Below are 18,787 nucleotides of genomic sequence, written 5' to 3' on the forward strand. Positions count from 1 at the left end.
TCCAGCCCGCGACGGGCGGTTGTCGTCTGCAGCAGGGAAAAATGATGCCGGGAATTGATCACGCCGGGGATGATGAGAATACCGCCTGCCGGCAGCGCGACACATCACGTCGCGCTGAAGAGGTGATTTACTCGGGTACGCGCCAGTAGTCGTAATCGATATGTTCAACCTGAAAATTCGTGTCTTCCTTATCGCCGGTCAGCCGGTAGGCGATAGTGAAGGCGAAATCAAACGCGACGCCCAGTCCTTTACCGCTGATCAGGTTGCCGTCTTCGACGACTTTCTCGTTGACGTAGGTTCCGTCGGTCACGTTTTGCCACAGTTCGCCCGAGCACACATAACGTCGGCCTTTCAATAAATGATTGCCGCCCAGTACGCGCGCCGCCGCAGAACAGATTGGGCAGATCAACCGGTTGGCTTCATCGTGGCGGCGAATGAATTCAACCACCAGGGGATTGGCTGCCAGATTGACCGTTCCCTGCGGGCCGCCGGGAATAATTACCGCGTCAAACAGGACATCGCGATTCCTTTCCAGCAGGTCATCGGCAAACATACGAATATTGTGATAGCTGTACAGCTCCAGCCTGTCGTCGCACGACAGCATGGCGACATCTATTTTCATGCGGTGCAGTACATCAATCACCATAATCGCTTCTGCTTCTTCAAAACCGGGAGCCAGCAGAATGGCGACTTTTTTAGACATAGCATCTCCAGCAATATACTGAGGGAGAAAGCAGAATAGCAAAGAATACAAATAAAATGAAACGATGTTTTATTTTTGTAATTTGGGTCGCGTAACCGGTCTTTACCGCTTAGCGTGTTGATGAAATCGCGTTATACTCGACCACTTGGGCGCAAATCGAGTGCGGATTTTTTTTGCCTAAAGCACGACTCTTCTCTTCCTGTGCCGGCAAAAAGATGATTAAATTATCACTCACTTATTTTGCATAAATATGCATTTCCTGAGAGCGGTTTTGCCGATAAGACGAACCGGACCAAACCGCCATTCGGCGAAGTCATGGCCTCTCAGCAATGTATTGCGTAACATAATGGTATAGCAGCTAGTTTCTAGCCATCGATCTTCGAGCAGGGATTTTATTTATGACAACGATTCTCAAACACCTTCCGGTTGGTCAGCGTATTGGTATTGCGTTTTCCGGTGGTCTGGATACCAGCGCCGCACTGCTTTGGATGCGTCAAAAAGGCGCGGTTCCTTATGCTTATACCGCGAATCTGGGTCAGCCGGATGAGGATGATTACGATGAGATCCCTCGCCGCGCGATGGAATACGGCGCGGAAAACGCCCGGCTGGTCGATTGCCGTAAGCAACTGGTTGCGGAAGGTATCGCGGCAATTCAATGCGGCGCTTTCCATAACACCACCGCCGGCGTCACCTATTTCAACACCACGCCGCTGGGGCGCGCGGTAACCGGCACCATGCTGGTTGCGGCGATGAAAGAAGACGGCGTCAATATCTGGGGCGACGGCAGCACCTATAAGGGCAACGATATCGAGCGTTTTTATCGCTATGGTCTGCTGACCAATGCCGAGCTGCAAATCTACAAACCCTGGCTGGATACCGACTTTATCGATGAGCTGGGCGGCCGTCAGGAGATGTCCGAGTTTATGACGCAGGCCGGTTTTGATTACAAAATGTCGGCCGAAAAAGCCTATTCCACCGACTCCAATATGCTGGGCGCGACGCACGAAGCCAAGGATCTGGAGTTCCTGAATTCCAGCATCAAAATCGTTAACCCGATCATGGGCGTTAAATTCTGGGATGAAAACGTAAAAATCGCGGCGGAAGAAGTGACGGTTCGTTTTGATCGCGGCCATCCGGTTGCGCTGAACGGCAAAACGTTCGCCGACGATGTGGAACTGATGCTGGAAGCCAACCGCATTGGCGGACGTCACGGCTTAGGCATGAGCGACCAGATTGAAAACCGTATTATCGAAGCGAAGAGCCGCGGTATTTATGAGGCGCCGGGAATGGCGTTGCTGCATATCGCTTATGAGCGTCTGCTGACCGGGATTCACAACGAAGACACCATCGAACAGTATCATGCCAATGGCCGTCAACTGGGTCGCTTCCTGTATCAGGGACGTTGGTTCGATTCCCAGGCGCTGATGCTGCGTGATTCTTCTCAACGTTGGATCGCCAGCGCCATCACCGGCGAAGTCACGCTGGAGCTGCGTCGCGGCAACGACTACTCCATCCTGAACACCGTTTCCGACAACCTGACCTACAAGCCGGAACGGCTGACGATGGAAAAAGGCGATTCCGTATTCTCGCCGGACGACCGTATCGGTCAGTTGACCATGCGTAACCTGGATATCACCGATACGCGTGAAAAACTGTTCAATTATGCGAGTACCGGGCTGCTGTCGTCTTCCAAGGCCGGCGTGCCGCAGGTCGAGCAGTTGCAGGATAAAAGCAAAAAATAATTCACAGCGGCTCGACAGTTAGCTGATGTGACGGCCCGGCGGCGTTTTGCGTCGCCGGGCTTTTTTTATGGCGTGCTGAGGAATCCCCACAAAAATAATTTTTTTGTATTTTATATTTAAAATGCTGATATTAAATATAAAATCAGTGTTTAAGCTGTTCACCCCATGGCGTAAGAAATTACGCTGAGATGGACGACCCCGCGAATGAGCCGCAAGGATGCGGCTCAAGCCAGTGCCGCGTCGGACAAAAACGCCTGGAGCGTTTTTGAACAGCACTTGTGCTGGCCCGCAGGGCGAGCCCCATGGATGGGGCGAGTATTCCGCGTCACTGGCGGTTCGAAAAAGGGGACGGCCGCCGAAGGAACCGCGTTAGCGGCGTGATTTCAGCCACAAGCCCGGGTCCGGAGGGTGGTGGCGTTTGAACCACCCTGCGTCGGGCGCGTGCTACGACGTAGCAGAAAAATGGCGGCTTTATCGCGCACGAAATATTCTCCGGCGTTACATATTTCAATTTCTGGGGATCCCTCAGCCATCCGGGCCGTCGCAAGCGACGTTAAAAATTTCTCCTGGCAATTTTTTCTTGCGAGCGTGTTTGCAGGGTGGGGCGTATTACCTTTACCCGCGAGCGGCAGGCGTTATCGTGAGTTCTTAGGGAACGCCATTCGCCAGGGACGACATGCAATCACATGATAAGGTATTCAAACTTTTTCTCAGCGATATTGCTGTGGCGCGGGATTTTCTGTCCATCCATCTGCCGCCGGATATAGGTGAACGCTGCGATTTCAACACGCTGCAACTGGAGTCAGCCTCGTTTGTGGATGAAGCGCTGCGCGCCCGGGTATCCGATATGCTCTATTCGCTGGAAACCACTGCCGGAACCGGCTATATCTACTGTTTGATTGAGCATCAGAGCAAACCGGAAAACATGATGGCATTCCGCCTGATTCGTTACTGTCTGGCGGCGATGCAGCAACATCTTGAACAGGGCCATGATCAGTTGCCGCTGGTGGTGCCGCTGCTGTTCTATCAGGGAGAACGCAGTCCGTATCCGTACAGCCTGCGCTGGCTGGATGCCTTTGATGATCCGCTTTTGGCGACCCGGATATACAGCAAGGCTTTTCCGCTGATTGATCTGACCGTGACTTCTGATGAGGAGATTAAAACCCACCGGCGGGCGGCGTTGCTGGAGTTGGTGCAAAAGCATATCCGTACGCGGGATATGCTGGAACTGGCGCGAGACATCGGGTTATTATTTGAACGCTGGCAGGTGCCGCTGAGGCAGAAAAAGGCGTTGTTGTACTACATCGCGCAAACCGGCAATACATCCAGACCAGCCGATTTTATCGAAATAGTGGCGGAGCCGTTGTCAACGGATCGGGAGGAGATAATGACGATTGCACAGCAGCTGAAACAAATTGGATTTGAAGAGGGGTTGCAGGCCGGAGTAATACAGGGAAGAGAGCAAGGCATAGAACAAGGTATAGAACAAGGTATAGAACAAGGCATAGAGCAAGGTATGAAAACCAGCGCGCGGCAGATTGCGCGCCAGTTACTGCTGACCGGCATGGCGCGCGAGCAGGTCCAGCAAATTACCCGGCTTTCCGACGAGGAGATGGCGCAGTTGGCGCTCTCCGCAAACATTTAAGATGATTTATCATTATTTTCTGGGATTCCCAGGTTCCCGGCAATTTTTTATGGCAGGCTATCCCTGCCTGCCACCCTGCGGGCCGTCGCAAGCGACGTTAAAAATTTCTCCCGGAAATTTTTTATGGCGAGCTATCTCTGCCTGCCACCCTTCGGGCCGTCGCAAGCGACGTTTAAAATCGCTCCCGGCGATTTTTTATGGCGAGCTATCCCTGCCTGCCACCCTGCGGGCCGTCGGCGCATTCCACAGCGCAGCATCACATGCTTTGAGGCGATATTCTCATCGTCGCAGCGGGCGTTGATCCGGCATAGCCCAAGCTGCCGGAAGCCATAATGAATCATCGCCCGCACCGCTTCCGTACAATATCCTTTTCCCCAGTTTTCCGCGCCCAGTCAGTAACGCAGATACGGCGTTTCGTTTGCGGAGAGACCATTAAACTTTATACGCCCGGCGCGTGGGTCACATGTACGCCGGGCCTTCTGCCTCCGTTCCACTTACCGTCGATGGCGCGTTCAATCTGCGCGGCAAGCTGTAGCAGCAGGCCGTCGTCGCCCTGGCGCGTTTGCGCCTGAATGCCGAAGGGCAGTCCGTTCTCCTGCGCGGCCAGCGGCAGGGAGATCGCCGGAATGCCGCACAGATTGGATAACGGCGTATAGGCGAAATTTTCCCATAAGTGGGCGAACCAGTCCGTCACCGACGGGTTATCGCTTAGCGTCAGGTACTCCATGGTGCCGATCTTCGGCGTCGGCAGCGCGGTGATGGGGGTGAGGATAATATCCCAGGACTGGAAGAAAGCGCCAAAGGCGCGAGATGTGTTGTTGAATACGGTCTGCATCGCCGCGCGTTCGCTGAAGGAAATATCTTTGCCGGCCTGCCAGATGCGGATATTGATGGGTTCGATCCGATCCGACGGCGGCGCGTCCAGCCGCAGGTTTTTGAGCATGGCGGAAATCGTCTGCGCAAAGTTGCTGATATAACAGGTGGTTTGCGCCGCAAAGGCGGCGCGAAAATCCACCTGCGGCGTCACCCATTCCACATGGTGGCCCAGATCGGCCAGAAAACGGCCTGTTTTCTCCAATTCGGCGACAAAATGCGGCGTAGCCCGATAGTCGCCCCATTCATGGGAAAGCGCGATGCGCAGCGGCGCGGGGTCGCGCGCAATCAGCTCGCGGTAGCTTTCCGCCGCCGTCCAGTAGGGCATGAACTCTCCCGGCGCGCCGCCGCGACAGTGGTCTACAAAGGCGGCGGTGTCGCGCACCGTGCGGGTATGGCACCCCTGAATCGACACCAGACCGGTAAGATCGGAGGCGTAAGGCGCGATGGAGAACACCCCGCGCGAGGGTTTCAGGCCGATATTGCCGTTAAATCCGGCGGGAATGCGGATCGAGCCGCCGCCGTCGGTCGCATGGGACATCGGTACGATGCCGGCCGCCACCGAGGCCGCCGTACCGGCGGAGGAACCGCAGGTGGTGTAGTCCGGATCCCAGGGGTTTCGGGTGATATAGAGCGCCGGATTTTCCGCCGAACTGCATACGCCGAATTCCGGCGTGGTGGTGCGGCCGATGAGATTCAGACCGGCCTGACGCATTTTGCCGACCAGAAAGCTGTCGCTCTGCGAGCGGTTGCCCTGCATCAGCAGCGATCCCATCTCTTGCAAACGGCCTTTCAGGGTCGGCCCCAGATCTTTCATCAGAAAAGGCACGCCGGCGAAGGCGCCCTGCGGGTTCATGCCGTCTTTCAGCGGGTCGGCGACCACATCGTCGAATACCTCAACCACCGCGCTTAACGTGGGATTCAGCAGGGCAATGGCCTGTGCGGCCTGTGCGGCCAGCTCGGCCGCGCTGACGTCGCCCTTACGTATCAATTCCGCCAGTCCCACCGCGTCATAGGCCGACCATTCATCCCAGTCCATCACTTGTGACTTCATATACCACTCCAGGTTGCAACATTAAGGGCAGCGTCCGCTATGGAAATGACGTGATATGCCCGAAAAATAAGCCGGTTATTTCATCAACGCCAAACGCGGCGCCGCAGCCAGCAGACGACGCGTGTAATCATGCCGGGGCTGGCCGAATAGCTGGGCGGTGATGCCTTGTTCAACCACCTCTCCCTGATGCATCACGATGACGCGATCGCAAAGCTGGGCCGCGACGCGCAGATCGTGGGTGATGAACAGCAGCCCCAGCCCCAAATCCCGCTGTAATTCGCGCAGTAGGTCGAGGATTTGCGCCTGCACCGATACATCCAGCGCGGAGACGGCTTCATCCGCCACCAGCACCTGAGGATCGCAGGCGATGGCGCGAGCGATGGCCAGCCGTTGCCGTTGTCCGCCGGAAAACTGATGCGGATAGCGATCGAGCGACGCGCGCGGCAGGTTGATGCGATCCATCAACGCTTCGGCGGTGTGGCGGGCCTGCTGCCGGCTCTGACCAAAATTCATCGCGCCTTCCATGATCGAAGATCCGATGGTGCGGCGCGGATTCAGCGATCGGTTCGGATCCTGAAAAACCACCTGAACGCGCGAACGCAATGTCCGCACCTGGGATTCGGGCAAGGTTTGTACTTCGCGGTCTCCCCATAGGATCTTGCCCGAACTGGGCGCGATCATGCGGATCATGCAGCGTGCGAAGGTAGATTTCCCTGAGCCGGATTCCCCCACGATGCCGACGGTTTCGCCGCGGTGAACCGCGACGCTGGCCTGCCGCAGAGCGTCGAAGCGTTTGCTGCGCCCCAGCCAGTCGCGGCTGACATAGGTTTTGCCGACCGACTGGCCCACCAGCAGCGGCGGGAGGCGATTGCCGGGCGGCTGGCGCGGCGGCGGCGGCGTAATATCGGGGACCGCCGCCAGCAGTGAACGGGTATAGTCGGTGGCGGGATGTCGCAGCACCTGTTCGCAGGCGCCCTGTTCCACCATCTCGCCGCGATACATCACCAGGATGTGGTCGGCGATTTCCGAGACCACGCCCATGTCATGGGTAATGAAAAGCACCGCGCTGCCCTGTTCCGCCTGGAGTTCGCGGATCAGCTTAAGGATTTCCGCCTGCGTGGTGACATCCAGCGCGGTGGTGGGTTCATCGCAAATCAGCAACTGCGGTTTAAGGACGATCGCCATCGCGATAACGATGCGCTGGCGCTGGCCGCCCGAGAGCTGGTGCGGATAGCTTTTGTAGATACGCGCCGGGTCGGGCAGACGCACCCGCTCGAACATCGCCAATATTCTGGCCTTGCGTTCGGCGGCGGGCCAGTGGGTATGCGCGCGCAGCAGCTCGTCAACCTGTTCTCCGCAGCTATGAACCGGATTCAACGCGGTCATCGGCTCCTGAAAAACCATCCCCATACTGGTGGCGCGCAGCTGGCGCATCCGCCGATTGCTGGCGTAATGGCCTGAATCCAGCAGCGTATTGCCCGCCAGCCTGATCGTGCCGCTGTTGATGCGCAGCTCTTTGGCCATCAATCCCATGATGGTAGTGGCCAGAACCGATTTTCCCGAACCTGATTCGCCGACCACGCACAGCGTTTTTCCTGCCTCGATCGCCAGATCGAGCTGTTGAATGGCGTACGGACGGTCGGCATCCGCCGGCAGAGCGACCTGTAGGTCGACGATTTGCAACACCGGGGCGTTATGTTCAAGCTTGTTCATCAGATTTCCCCTACAGCCGTTTTGAGAATTTGGGATCGAGGACATCACGCAGGCCATCGCCGAGCAGATTGATGGCCAGCACCGAGGGAACCAGGAATAGCGCGGGGAACAGCACATCCCCCGGACGTTGCGAGAACATCACGCGGCCTTCGGCCATGATGTTGCCCCAGGTGGGAATGTCGGCGGGGAGCCCTAAGCCGAGAAAGCTGAGGATCGCTTCCGTCAGCACCGCCGACGCCGCGACAAAGGTGCCTTGTACAATCAGGGGCGCCATGGCGTTGGGTAAAATATCGCGCCACAGGATCATCATATTGCTGGTCGCCAGCGCGCGCGCCGCTTCAACAAAGGCTTCCTGGCGCAGACTGAGCACCAGCGAGCGCACCAGCCGCGTGACCCGCGGCACTTCGGGTACTGCGATGGCGATGATGACCGTGGTCAGATTGCCGCCGAATATGGCGACCAGCGTTATGGCCACCAGTACCGAGGGGATCGCCATCAGGCCGTCCATCATGCGCATCAGCAGCATATCCAGCGTGCGGAAATAGCCCGCCAGCATGCCGAGCAGGCAGCCGGCCAGAATGGCGGTCAGCGCGGTCATCAGGCCGACGGTCAGCGAGATGCGCGTGCCATAAAGCACGCGGCTCCAGATATCGCGTCCCAGACTGTCGCTGCCCATCCAGAAGGTATGCGGGATTTGCGTGCCGTCCAGCAGGGTTACCAGGCCGTGGGTGCCGGCGTTGACGGAAATGAAATTCATGTCCATCACGCCGGGGTCGAAAGTCCCGAGCCAGGGCGCGCCGATCCCCATCATGGCTAACGCCGTCAGGGTCAGCACGCCGATTTTTACCGAAGTATTACGCCAGAGTCGTTTAGCTGTATTCATTATTCATCCCGGATGCGCGGATCCAGCCACAGATAGCTCAGATCTATCAGGAAATTCAGCAGGATATAGGTCACGGCGAAGAACAGAACCACGCCTTGCAAGACCGGAAAATCCCGGTTGAGTACGGCGTCCACCGTGAGCTGTCCCAGGCCGGGAATGGCAAACACCGTTTCCGTCACCACCACGCCGCCAAGCAGCAGGGCGGCGCTGACGTCGCCACCGGCACCGCCGCCACCCTGAGCGCGTGATGCCTGAGCACCTGTAGTTCGGTGATGCCTTTGGCGCGCGCGGTGCGAATGAAATCTTCGGTCAAGGCTTCGCTGACCGCCGCGCGCGTTACCCTGGCGAGCAGCGCCACATAGGTCACCGACAGCGTGAGACAGGGGAGAATCAGGTTGTTCAACCAGGGGAGAACGCCCTTTGACAGCGGGTTATAGCCCTGCACCGGCAGCCATTGCAGCTTGAGCGCCAGCACATAGATCAGCAGGTAGCCAATCACAAACACCGGTATGGAGAAGCCGACCACGGAACAGGACATCACGCAGCGATCCAGCCAGCCGCCCATGCGCCAGGCCGCCAGCGCGCCCAGCGGCAGCGCGATCAGCACGGTGAACAGCAGCGTGCCGAACGTCAGCGACAGGGTGGGTTCCATGCGCTGCATCAGCAGCGAGGTCACCGGCTGATTCATGAAAAATGAGTAGCCGAAATCGCCGTGCAGCACGCCCTGCGCCCAGATGACGAACTGCTTCCACAGCGGCAGGGTCAGGCCCAGTTGCTCGCGGATGCGGTCGATATCCTCGTTGGTGGCGCTGTTGCCGCCGATAACCGCGGCGGGATCGCCGGGAATCAGCCGGACGATCATAAAAATGGCGACCGCGACCACCAGCAGAACAGGGAGTGTCGCCAGCAGGCGTTTGCCGGTAAATGTCAACATGCTCGTTCCTCGTTGCGACTAGCCAACTGGTCGACGGGCGCCTGCGCGCCCGTCGGGATCACTGCTTGCGGATATTCCAGTACACCTGAGCGCCGGAAGACACCAGCCCGGTTACGTTGGAACGGACGGCCGCCCGCAGTTCGTACTGGCCCAGCGGCACATGGGTGACGGTTTCAAAGGCGCGTAGCTGAATTTGCGTGGCGAGTTTTTTCTTCTCTCCTTCGTCCATGGTGCGGGCGAAGCGGGCTTTCAGCGCTTCCAGTTCAGGATCGTCCTGCCAGCCGAACCAGCCTTTTTCGCCGCGCGCGTTCATCATCGCCATGGTTAGCGGGTTGAGGACGTCCTCCGCCGCCCAGGCGGTCATAAACGCATTCCAGCCGCCGGCTGAAGGCGCGTCTTTTTTGGCGCGCCGGGCCACCAGGGTCTGCCAGTCCATATTCTGCAAATCGACCTTGAAGCCGGCTTGCTCAAGCTGCTGTTTGGCGACCAGCGGCAGTTTGGCGATGGTCGGGGAGTCGGTGGGGCGCATCAACACAACCGGCTGGCCCTGGTAGCCGGCCTCTTGCAGCAGCGCCTTGGCTTTTTGCGGATTGGCTACGCCGGTGAACTCGCCGGTCTCGTCCGAGGCGAAAGTAGTGCCGCAGGGATACATGCTTTTACAGAATTTTTGCAGTTCCGGCACGCCGATTTGCACGCGCAGCATTTGCTGTTCGCCCAGAGCCAGCATGGCGGCGCGACGAATACGCGCATCGTTGAACGGCGGTTGCAGGAAATTAAAGCGGATGATTTGCAACATGCCGATCGGCTGCGCCTTGACCAGATTGATATTGGGGGTTTTGCCTAATGCGGGGATTTGTTCGAACGCCGGCTGTTCCAGAATATCGGCTTCACCGTTGATCAACGCGTTAAACTGCGTTTGCGGATCGCGGATGATCAGCCACTCCACGCGGTCAATGTAGACTTTTTTCCCGCCCGTGGTGCCGGAAGGCGGCTCATCGCGCGGCACGTAGTAAGGGTTTTTCACGTAGACCACCCGTTCGCCGGATTTGAACTCGTCGTTCTTGAACATATAGGGGCCGGAACCGAGGGTGCTGCGGATCTGCACGTCGCCGGATGTCTGGGCGACCGCCTTCGGCATGATAAACGGCACGTTGGAAGAGGGTTTGCCCAATGCCTCCAGCATCATGCCGAAGGGTTCTTTCAGGGTGAGGGTAAAGGTTTTCGCATCCACCGCCTGATAGCGCTCGACGAACGACGCCAGTACGCTGCCAAAGCTGTCGCGCGTGGACCAGCGTTACAGGGAAGGGATCACGTCATCGCTGGTCACCGGCGTACCGTCGCTGAATTTCAGCCCGTCGCGCAGGACGAATGTCCAGGTCAGGTTATCATCAGATACCTTCCAGCTCTCTACCATCTGCGGCTTGATGTTGCCGTCGATATCGGTGCCGAACAGCGTGTCGTAAATCATATAGCCATGATTACGGGTCACGTTGGCGGTCGTCCACATGGGATCGAGCGAGACCAGGTTGCTGCTGGGGATGATTTTCAATACGTCGGCAGGGGTTTCGGCAAAAGACGACAGGCTGAAAAACGTCGCCAGCAGGCCGCAAATAATTCGATGTGAGGTTATTTTTGTGGCTATTTTATCGATAAATGCATTTTTAACCGTTATTAATTTCATAATATCCCCGATGATATCAATACCCGTCATGTTTTAAGTCGCCTGCGGCCGTTCTGTTACTTAAAATTTATTGGGTATAACAGGTTAAGTGGAATGGAAAGCAAAAAGCATTACTGGCATGGCGCGCCGCTAATAAAATAAAACGATCTCCTCCTGCTGCTAAAAACACTACAAAAGTCTGATTCACGAGACTATCACAACATCAGCGACTCAGTGTTGATAAAAAGTAGACGCCTGGCTGCGTTCATCAAACAGGGAATTAAAATCATTATCTTTATTTATCAGTTAATTATTGTTTTGTCTGCGATTCTGTGCAGGCAAAAGGTAGCCAATAAGACGCGTCATGGCGGCGGTGCCGCATCGTAGTGCAGTGTGAAAAGAGATATTATTATTAGTTATGAATAGGCATTTCATAGTAAATGGATGTTTTTAATTAATAATTGATAAATGCAGGCGCCGTCGTTCATTTTTTTATTCTTTATCCTGGCGTGATGCACTGATTTCCTATGCTAAGTTGCACTGACATAGTGCAATTTGGCTGTTTTTTTTAGCCATAAGAAAATAGACTGTATTAAATGGGGTTTCGTTTTTTTACCTAAAGCGAGCAATGAAAAGGTCTGAGCCGGAATAAAACAAGATAAACGGAGAATGGCATATTTATTGCTGAGGCAGTGGAATAGAACCGTTATTTGCAGGAGTCGTCATGCAACTCAGGGCATTACGATATTTTAATGAAGTGGCGCAATGCGTTTCGTTACGTAAAGCGGCCACCCGACTCTATGTGACGCCCAGTGCGGTAAGCCGCCAGATTGAACAGCTGGAGCATTTTTATGGCGCTTCGCTGATTGAACGGAATCCGCGCGGCATCCGTTTAACACGAGAAGGCGAGTTTCTTGCGCAGGCGGTCAGCGCCACGTTGCGCGAACTGGATCATGTGAAGGAACATATTGCCAACAGTCAGGGGGTGGTGGCGGGCACCATTCGGATGTTCGTCAGCGAGAGCTTAATCGCCAGCATGCTGGCGCCGGTGCTGGCGAAATTTTCCCAACAGTACCCCAAAGTGCAGTTTCAAATCGAAACCGGCAGCGCGCCCCGTATTGCGGATGCGTTTCGCGCCGGAGAAGCGGATATCGGGCTGACCTTCTACATGCCGCCCTGCGCCGAAATTGAAGTGACCCACCATTGCGATGTATGGCATCGGGTTCTGGTGCCGAAAGGACATGCGTTCACCGAACGCCACTCCATCACCATACGAGATCTTGCCGGCCAGCCGCTGGCGATACCCAATTCCACCTTCTCCACCCGGCAAATCATCGAAGCCGCGGCACGAAAAGAGGGCGTTCAGCTTAATGTCGCCTACACCACCAGTTCGGTGGAAGTACAAAAATCCCTGGCTCGGGCCGGTATCGCCTTGCTGGTGCTGCCGCAGGCCGCGCGCCAGAATCGGGATCTGGGGGATGGCCTGGTCGCCGTCCCGTTGCTGGATCCGCTGATTGAGCGCGTACGGGTCGATCTGTGTCTGCCCCGGCAGAGGACGTCATCCATCGCCATCAAAACCTGCCAGAGTATGCTGGCGCAAATTATGGCGGATTGCTCGATTTAATCAGATCACGGGGAGCGACGACGCCTTGTTCCGGGATGTTAATCGTAACCTGATAAGGTGAGATTTTTAAAACAATCGCTTATCGCCGAAATCGTCGCCTGAACGCGCCCCGCCGACCAGACGTCCGGATTGACCACCAGCCAGATGTCGGCGGGCTCGCTGCGGGCGGGCATAACGTTTATCAGTTCAGGACAGCAGCGTTGCATGATTTCCCGCGCCATCATGCCGATACCCTGGCCCTGGCGAAGGGCTTCGATGTACATCCACTGCGAATTGGTTTCCAGCACGATACGGCCATTGGTCAGGGGCTCCCCGCACAGCCTTTGCCAGTATTGCGGCACGGTTTCCTGTGGAAACATCACCAGATCGTGGCCGGAAAACGCATTGCCGGGTACGGGTCGGCCTCGCCGGGAAACATATTCCCCGGAGGCATACAGACCAAGCTGCAACGTCGCCAGACGGCGGATGATTAAATTGCTATCCGTGGGACGGGCGCTGCGTACCGCCAAATCGGCTTCACCGCGCCGGATATCCACCACGCCGGGGGCGGTGGACAGGGTTATCGTAATGTTGGGGCAGGCTTGTTGGAGTTCACGCAGCGCCGGCAGCAAAAAACAGCGGGCCAGCGAGTCGGTGGAAGCAATATGCACTTTGCCCGCTAAAGACGCATTCATCCCCATGCTTTTTCGTTCGATAGATGCCGCCGTCGCTTCCATCCGTTCGATATCGGGCAGCAGTTGCTTCCCGCTTGCCGTCAGACGATAGCCTTCCGGAGAACGATGGAATAACGAGGTATTCAGTTCTTGCTCCAGCGAGCGTAATCGGCGGGCAACCGTTGCCTGATCGACGCCCAGGCAGGCGGCGGCGGCGCGTAAACTTCCAGTACGGGCGACGGCTAATAAATAACGGGCGTTGTCCCAGTTCATCATCCCCTCTGCATTTTTGCTGCGGATAAGTCTATTTCCGCTGCGTTTTCAACTCATCCTTCTCTTTTTACACTCGTAGCCCTGTTCCGCCAATAGGGGAAAATGATGTCGCCGCTGAGTTTGGTCACCGATGAACCGCGTCAGGTTCATACCCTGCTGACGCTGTGTGCCGGAATGTTTATGGCGATTCTGGACGTCAATGTGATTAATATCGCCACGATGAATATTCAGTCCGAGTTTCATGCATCCCTCTCCGCGGTGACCTGGGCCGTGGATGCTTATAATCTGACGCTTTCCGGGCTGATGCTTTCGGCGGGGGTTCTGGCCGATCGCTACGGCGCCCGACGTATGTGGTTGCTTGGCCTGGTCGTGTTTACCGGCGCATCGGTCGGTTGCGGCATCAGCGGGTCGATGCCGCAATTAATTCTGCTGCGTCTGGCGCAGGGTGTGGGGTCGGCGCTGTTTATTCCCGCGTCATTTTCATTGCTGTCGGTTATCTGGTCGGATAATCAGTCGCGACAGCGGGCGATAGGGCTGTTTGGCGGCATGGTATCGGTGGCGGCGGCAGCGGGACCGGTACTCGGCGGCTTTCTGGTCGGCTATTTCAGCTGGCGCGGTATCTTCTTGATTAATTTGCCTATTGGGTTGTATGGCGTGCTGACCGGTTGCCGCCTGCTGCCTTGTTCGTTGGCGAATCCGGGAAAAGGGCTGGATATGGCGGGACAGATTTTGGCGATCGCCACGCTGGGCTGCATCAGCTATGTGCTGATACAGCTTCCGGCGCAGGGATGGTCGCATAGTCTGTTACCGTTTATGACGCTGTTTGCGCTGATATGCGGAGCGGGTTTCATCGTAGTGGAACGGCGCGCCGTTTCCCCCATGCTGCCGTTATCTTTCTTTCGCCGTCGCGCGTTTAACCTCGCCAACCTTACCGGTTTTTTGATTAACGTCTGCTATTTTGGCAGCCTTTATGCCCTGAGCCTGCTTCTACAGCAGCACCTGCGCTATACGCCTTTGCAGACCGGGATCGCGCTGCTGCCGCTGGCGGCTTGTCTGATGGTCGGCAATTTATTGGCTGGCCGCTCAATGTCGCGCTGGGGCGTGAAAAAACAGATGATCGCCGGATTGCTGCTGAGCGCCATGGGATATGCCGGCATGTTGTGTTTAGACGAACAGGTAACGTTTCCCGTGGTGATAGCGATGGCGCTGCTGGCCGGCGGCGTGGCATTTGTGGTGCCGCCGATGACCGCGACGGTGTTGTCCGGCCGTTCCCCGGATACCGCCGGCACGGCGTCGGCAGCCCATACCGCTTTTCGCCAGATTGGGTCGTTAATGGGTATCGCTCTGGCCGGCCTGATATTTTCGCTGGCGGCCTCGCCATTGACGCTGCTGATGGCGCTGGCGGCGCTGATTCACATACTGCTGGCGTTAGTGATTGCCTGCATGTTGAGCATGGATGATTGAGCCCTCGCTTGCGGCAGGTTGGGTTACGGTATTTTGGCCTGACGACATTGCGCCATTATCCCGATCGCCTGTTGCAGCCACTGGAGCACGTCGGGCGTCATCCAGGTTCCTTTCAGCATATGCGGCTCCTGCTGCATGGCGAAATGAAATTTTTGCTGCGTGACGGGATCTTCCCCCGCATACGACTGGAAGAGTTCAAGCCAGTTTTCCGCCAGCGCCTGTCCGTCCTCGGACGCCGGATCGAGCCTGTCCCGGCTGGCCTGATGCAGCTTCGCCACCAGCGGCGGCCACTCCATCAGGCGATCAAAATAGTGCGTCCGGGTAAAGGCCAGCTCTTCCGGCGTGAGATAATGCTGCCAGATAGCCAGCTTGCTTTCGGCGAAGGCGCGGGTGATGTAGTCGGTCATCTGTGCGGTAATTCCGGTCAGTTCCCGCATTTGCGGCTCGACGCTGTGCATCGCGTTCAGCCGGTTTAAAAACTCCGCTTTCCCCGCGGTATCCTGCTCCAGCCGCTCCATCCAGCGGATCGCCAGATCTATCGCCCGCGGATCGGCCTCATCGACTTTCTGCGACATCAGCGTTTGCGCTTCCATCACCAGCGCCGCCCAGAGGGATGACAGTCGTTCGCTCTGCGAGACGAACGGCAACTGCTGCAACTCTTCTTTGCTAAACCAGCGATCATACATATTCATTAACTCCAGAGTCTGTAACCAGGACTCCAGGTCAGGCTCTTCTCCAGCCGCCAGCTCCGTACGCAAAAAAACCAACTGGTCGCGCAGCGTATTAATGCTGCGCATGTGTTTATCCAGCAAGGCGATTTGCGCGTCGAGAAGTTCCGGCATAGAGAGCGTATCCTGCTCCAGAAAATCCTTGATCTCGGCAAGCTCCAGCCCCGCTTTTGCCAGCGCCTGAATCATATGCAGGCGCTGAACATCCGCGAGATTATACAGCCGGTAACCCGCCGCGCTTCTGGCGGAAGGCAACAGCAACCCTGTTTGCTCGTAGTGGTGTAAAGTACGAACGGTGATCCCGGCGCGTTTCGCCAGTTCCCCCACTTGTATCAACATCGCTGCTCCTTGTCCTTAGCCAGTTGCGCTACTCTGCGGCCTTACGTTACGTGAGGGTCAAGACAATATGCAAAAAATGCCTGAAGGCGTTAAATACCCCGCTTAAGCGCCTCTTCGAGATCTGCTGACGAAGCGCGGCCAGTGGCGTTCAGCGCTTGTTAGCTGTTGTTCTGCCGTTTTAGCACAATAGAGCAGGTGTATCGGTCCGCGGGATGGATCGATACCGTGGTTTCAAACGTTTCACCGTTGCGATCGATATAGCGGCGTATGATTTTCAGGGCGGGCGAACCGTTTTCAACGCCAAGCGCTCTGGCTATCCTGGCGGGAATGCTGACGGCGGAAATGGTCTGCCTGACTTCCTCGCTCTGCACGCCATAGTGTTCTTCGATTAAATCGCTGATTAACGCGAACGGATCGCTGCGCACCAACTGGCGTATTTTGCTGTACCTTGGGCTCGCGTAACTGTCGGTCCAGCATATCGGTTCATCTTTTTTCTCGCTGTCTTCACGGATACTGGCGATATGCAGCCAGCGCGCGCCGGGCGCGCCGCCGATGATTTGGGAAAGCTCATAGTCCGCAACGATTTCATCGATCTTCTTCACGACCCGCAGATTGTTTTTCGCCAGGAAAAATAAATCTTCAAGACATGCCAGCGGATGGTTGAGTCCTTGGTTTGCCGTTCTGTCGGCCACCAGGGTGCCGATACCTTTACGGCGCAGAATTAATCCCTGCTCGGTCAGCTCGCGCAGTGCTTCGCGTACCGTATGACGGCTGACCTGATACTGTTCGCACAATTCCAATTCGGACGGCAAAAGCGAGCCTGCCGGAAACTGGCCGGACGCGATGTTTTGAACCAGTTCACGCGAAATACGTTTATACAAAGATTCTTTCATAGGTAACGGCTTCAATAAATATTGATGATCCCCATCACAAAGGGATAGAAAAAAACTTCCCTTTAAATGTCCGTACATTTTATCTTGTCTGCACAAATTAAATGTACGGACATTTGATGTTGTTCGGCCATTTGACCGGCTGCGTATGTCTCATCATCGTACGGCATTCAACAGATAGTCGCCGCGTTCCGACGTAAGGCATGTCGCATTTTATCACCCTTCATGATGTATCAAGGATTCTTTTATGGCCTCGAATGTACTTGATTCAATTTTATTTCGTGATTCTTTCGGCACACCGGAAATGCGCGCTATTTTTGACGACCACGAACTGATTCGCAAATACGTGGAGGTGGAAATCGCGCTGGCGAAAGCTCAGGCTCGCTGCGGCGTTATTCCTGATGCGGCCGCGCGGGAAATCGCCGCCAAATGCGACGCCGACGCGCTGGATTTCGATCTGCTGCGTCACGAAACGGAAATCGTCGGTTATCCCATTCTCCCGCTGGTGCATCAAATCTCTAAGCAGGCGGGGGAGTCCGGCGGTTATGTCCACTGGGGCGCAACCACGCAGGACATTATGGATACCGCCGTGGTGCTGCAAATCCGCGACGCTTTTGAACTCATCAAAGCGGATATCAAAACGCTGCGCGGCACGCTGGCCGATCTGGCGCAACGTTACCGCAATACGCCGATGGCGGGTCGTACCCATTTACAGCAGGCGTTGCCGGTGACATTCGGCTACAAGGCCGCGATCTGGCTGGATATTTTTGATCGTCATGAAGAGCGTCTTCAGCAAGCCAGCCCGCGTATTCTGGTCGGCGAGTTCGCGGGCGCCGCCGGCACGCTGGCCTCTCTGGGCGATAAAGGGCTGGATGTGCAAAAAGCCATGATGGAGGAGCTGGGCCTGGGCGTGCCGGTTTCAACCTGGCACGTCGCGCGCGATGGGTTTGCCGAAGCGGTCAATTTATTGGCGTTGATCACCGGTTCACTGGGCAAGATTGCCTATGACGTGATGCTGATGGCTTCCAACGAGTTCGGCGAGCTGTATGAGCCGTTCGTGAAAGGCCGCGGCGCCAGCAGCACCATGCCGCAAAAACGTAATCCTATCTCCAGCGAATTGATGCTGGCCTGCGCCAAGGGCGTGCGTCAACAGGCGGGTTTGATGCTGGACGCCATGGTGCAGGATTTGGAACGCGCCACCGGGCCGTGGCACGCGGAATGGATCGCCATCCCTGAAAGTTTCGTGTTGACGGCCGGCGCGTTGCATCAGGCCAAATTTATGCTGAGCGGACTGATCGTGGACGAAGAGGCGATGGCCAGAAATCTCGATATGACCAAAGGACTGATCGTTGCGGAAGCCGTCATGATGGGGTTGGCGCCGTATATCGGCCGTCAGGATGCGCACGACATCGTTTACGACGCCTGCCGGATAGTGAACGAGCAAGGCGGTCGTCTTGCCGATGTGTTGAATGCGATGCCCAGCGTTTCCAGCCGTCTTGATGCTGAATTAATAGAACGACTGACGAACCCGGCTAATTATCTCGGCATGGCGCCGGCCATGGTCGATCAGGTATTAAAAAGTTCGGCCGCGCGCAATTAATTCACGCTA

General features: G+C 56.4%; 13 protein-coding genes and 2 pseudogenes. 5 read left to right on the top strand and 10 right to left on the bottom strand.

All coding sequences use genetic code 11. The annotated features are described in order from the left end of the window. Positions 1 to 127: 127 nt before the first annotated feature. Positions 128 to 703, bottom strand: a complete 576-nt coding sequence (locus ABRZ28_RS15275; protein ID WP_319605099.1) for a DJ-1/PfpI family protein — start codon at positions 701 to 703, stop codon at positions 128 to 130. Positions 704 to 1,101: 398 nt separating this feature from the next. Here ABRZ28_RS15275 and argG point away from each other — a divergent pair, with 398 nt between their 5' ends. Together argG and ABRZ28_RS15285 are read left to right on the top strand one after the other, a co-directional pair. Next, a complete protein-coding gene (argG, locus tag ABRZ28_RS15280) occupies positions 1,102 to 2,445 on the top strand; it encodes an argininosuccinate synthase (RefSeq protein ID WP_319605100.1) in 1,344 nt (447 codons plus the stop codon). Positions 2,446 to 3,121: 676 nt separating this feature from the next. Then, complete coding sequence (locus ABRZ28_RS15285; RefSeq protein WP_330520784.1) at positions 3,122 to 4,090, top strand: Rpn family recombination-promoting nuclease/putative transposase; 969 nt, start codon at positions 3,122 to 3,124, stop codon at positions 4,088 to 4,090. Positions 4,091 to 4,221: 131 nt separating this feature from the next. On the opposite strand, the gene ABRZ28_RS15290 is transcribed toward ABRZ28_RS15285, so the two are convergent. The 6 genes and pseudogenes from ABRZ28_RS15290 to ABRZ28_RS15315 form a co-directional block, all read right to left on the bottom strand. Then, entirely contained in the window at positions 4,222 to 4,482 is a 261-nt protein-coding gene (locus ABRZ28_RS15290) for a GNAT family N-acetyltransferase (protein WP_349824365.1), read from the bottom strand. 47 nt (positions 4,483 to 4,529) lie between these two features. Beyond that, entirely contained in the window at positions 4,530 to 6,017 is a 1,488-nt protein-coding gene (locus tag ABRZ28_RS15295; RefSeq protein WP_330520785.1) for an amidase, read from the bottom strand. 75 nt (positions 6,018 to 6,092) lie between these two features. Beyond that, positions 6,093 to 7,730 carry a dipeptide ABC transporter ATP-binding protein gene (locus ABRZ28_RS15300; protein WP_319605465.1) on the bottom strand — a complete coding sequence of 546 codons (1,638 nt, stop codon included), beginning with the start codon at positions 7,728 to 7,730 and terminating at the stop codon, positions 6,093 to 6,095. 10 nt (positions 7,731 to 7,740) lie between these two features. Next, positions 7,741 to 8,613 carry an ABC transporter permease gene (locus ABRZ28_RS15305; RefSeq protein ID WP_249245003.1) on the bottom strand — a complete coding sequence of 291 codons (873 nt, stop codon included), beginning with the start codon at positions 8,611 to 8,613 and terminating at the stop codon, positions 7,741 to 7,743. Then, positions 8,613 to 9,547, bottom strand: a pseudogene (locus ABRZ28_RS15310) (ABC transporter permease). Before ABRZ28_RS15310 ends, ABRZ28_RS15305 begins: the two are co-directional and overlap by 1 nt. 58 nt (positions 9,548 to 9,605) lie before the next feature. Further along, positions 9,606 to 11,258 (bottom strand): annotated as a pseudogene (locus tag ABRZ28_RS15315) (ABC transporter substrate-binding protein). Between the two features lie 673 nt (positions 11,259 to 11,931). On the opposite strand from ABRZ28_RS15315, the gene ABRZ28_RS15320 reads away from it, so the two are divergent. Beyond that, positions 11,932 to 12,831 (top strand): LysR family transcriptional regulator, encoded by a 900-nt coding sequence (locus ABRZ28_RS15320; protein WP_319605462.1) that lies wholly within the window; start codon positions 11,932 to 11,934, stop codon positions 12,829 to 12,831. Between the two features lie 38 nt (positions 12,832 to 12,869). On the opposite strand, the gene ABRZ28_RS15325 is transcribed toward ABRZ28_RS15320, so the two are convergent. Further along, on the bottom strand, positions 12,870 to 13,760 hold the full coding sequence (locus ABRZ28_RS15325) for a LysR family transcriptional regulator (RefSeq protein ID WP_330520787.1): 891 nt from the start codon (positions 13,758 to 13,760) through the stop codon (positions 12,870 to 12,872). A gap of 102 nt (positions 13,761 to 13,862) precedes the next feature. On the opposite strand from ABRZ28_RS15325, the gene ABRZ28_RS15330 reads away from it, so the two are divergent. Then, positions 13,863 to 15,221, top strand: a complete 1,359-nt coding sequence (locus ABRZ28_RS15330; protein WP_330520788.1) for a DHA2 family efflux MFS transporter permease subunit — start codon at positions 13,863 to 13,865, stop codon at positions 15,219 to 15,221. Between the two features lie 23 nt (positions 15,222 to 15,244). Here ABRZ28_RS15330 and ABRZ28_RS15335 read toward each other — a convergent pair whose 3' ends face one another. Next, positions 15,245 to 16,288, bottom strand: a complete 1,044-nt coding sequence (locus tag ABRZ28_RS15335; RefSeq protein ID WP_330520789.1) for a MerR family transcriptional regulator — start codon at positions 16,286 to 16,288, stop codon at positions 15,245 to 15,247. A gap of 158 nt (positions 16,289 to 16,446) precedes the next feature. Next, on the bottom strand, positions 16,447 to 17,181 hold the full coding sequence (locus tag ABRZ28_RS15340; protein ID WP_330520790.1) for a GntR family transcriptional regulator: 735 nt from the start codon (positions 17,179 to 17,181) through the stop codon (positions 16,447 to 16,449). Positions 17,182 to 17,425: 244 nt separating this feature from the next. Here ABRZ28_RS15340 and ABRZ28_RS15345 point away from each other — a divergent pair, with 244 nt between their 5' ends. Continuing rightward, the gene (locus tag ABRZ28_RS15345; RefSeq protein WP_330520791.1) at positions 17,426 to 18,778 is read left to right on the top strand and encodes a class-II fumarase/aspartase family protein; all 1,353 of its coding nucleotides are present in this window, start codon (positions 17,426 to 17,428) and stop codon (positions 18,776 to 18,778) included. Positions 18,779 to 18,787 lie beyond the last annotated feature (9 nt).

This window comes from Brenneria sp. g21c3 (assembly GCF_040240345.1).
Lineage (GTDB): Bacteria > Pseudomonadota > Gammaproteobacteria > Enterobacterales > Enterobacteriaceae > Brenneria.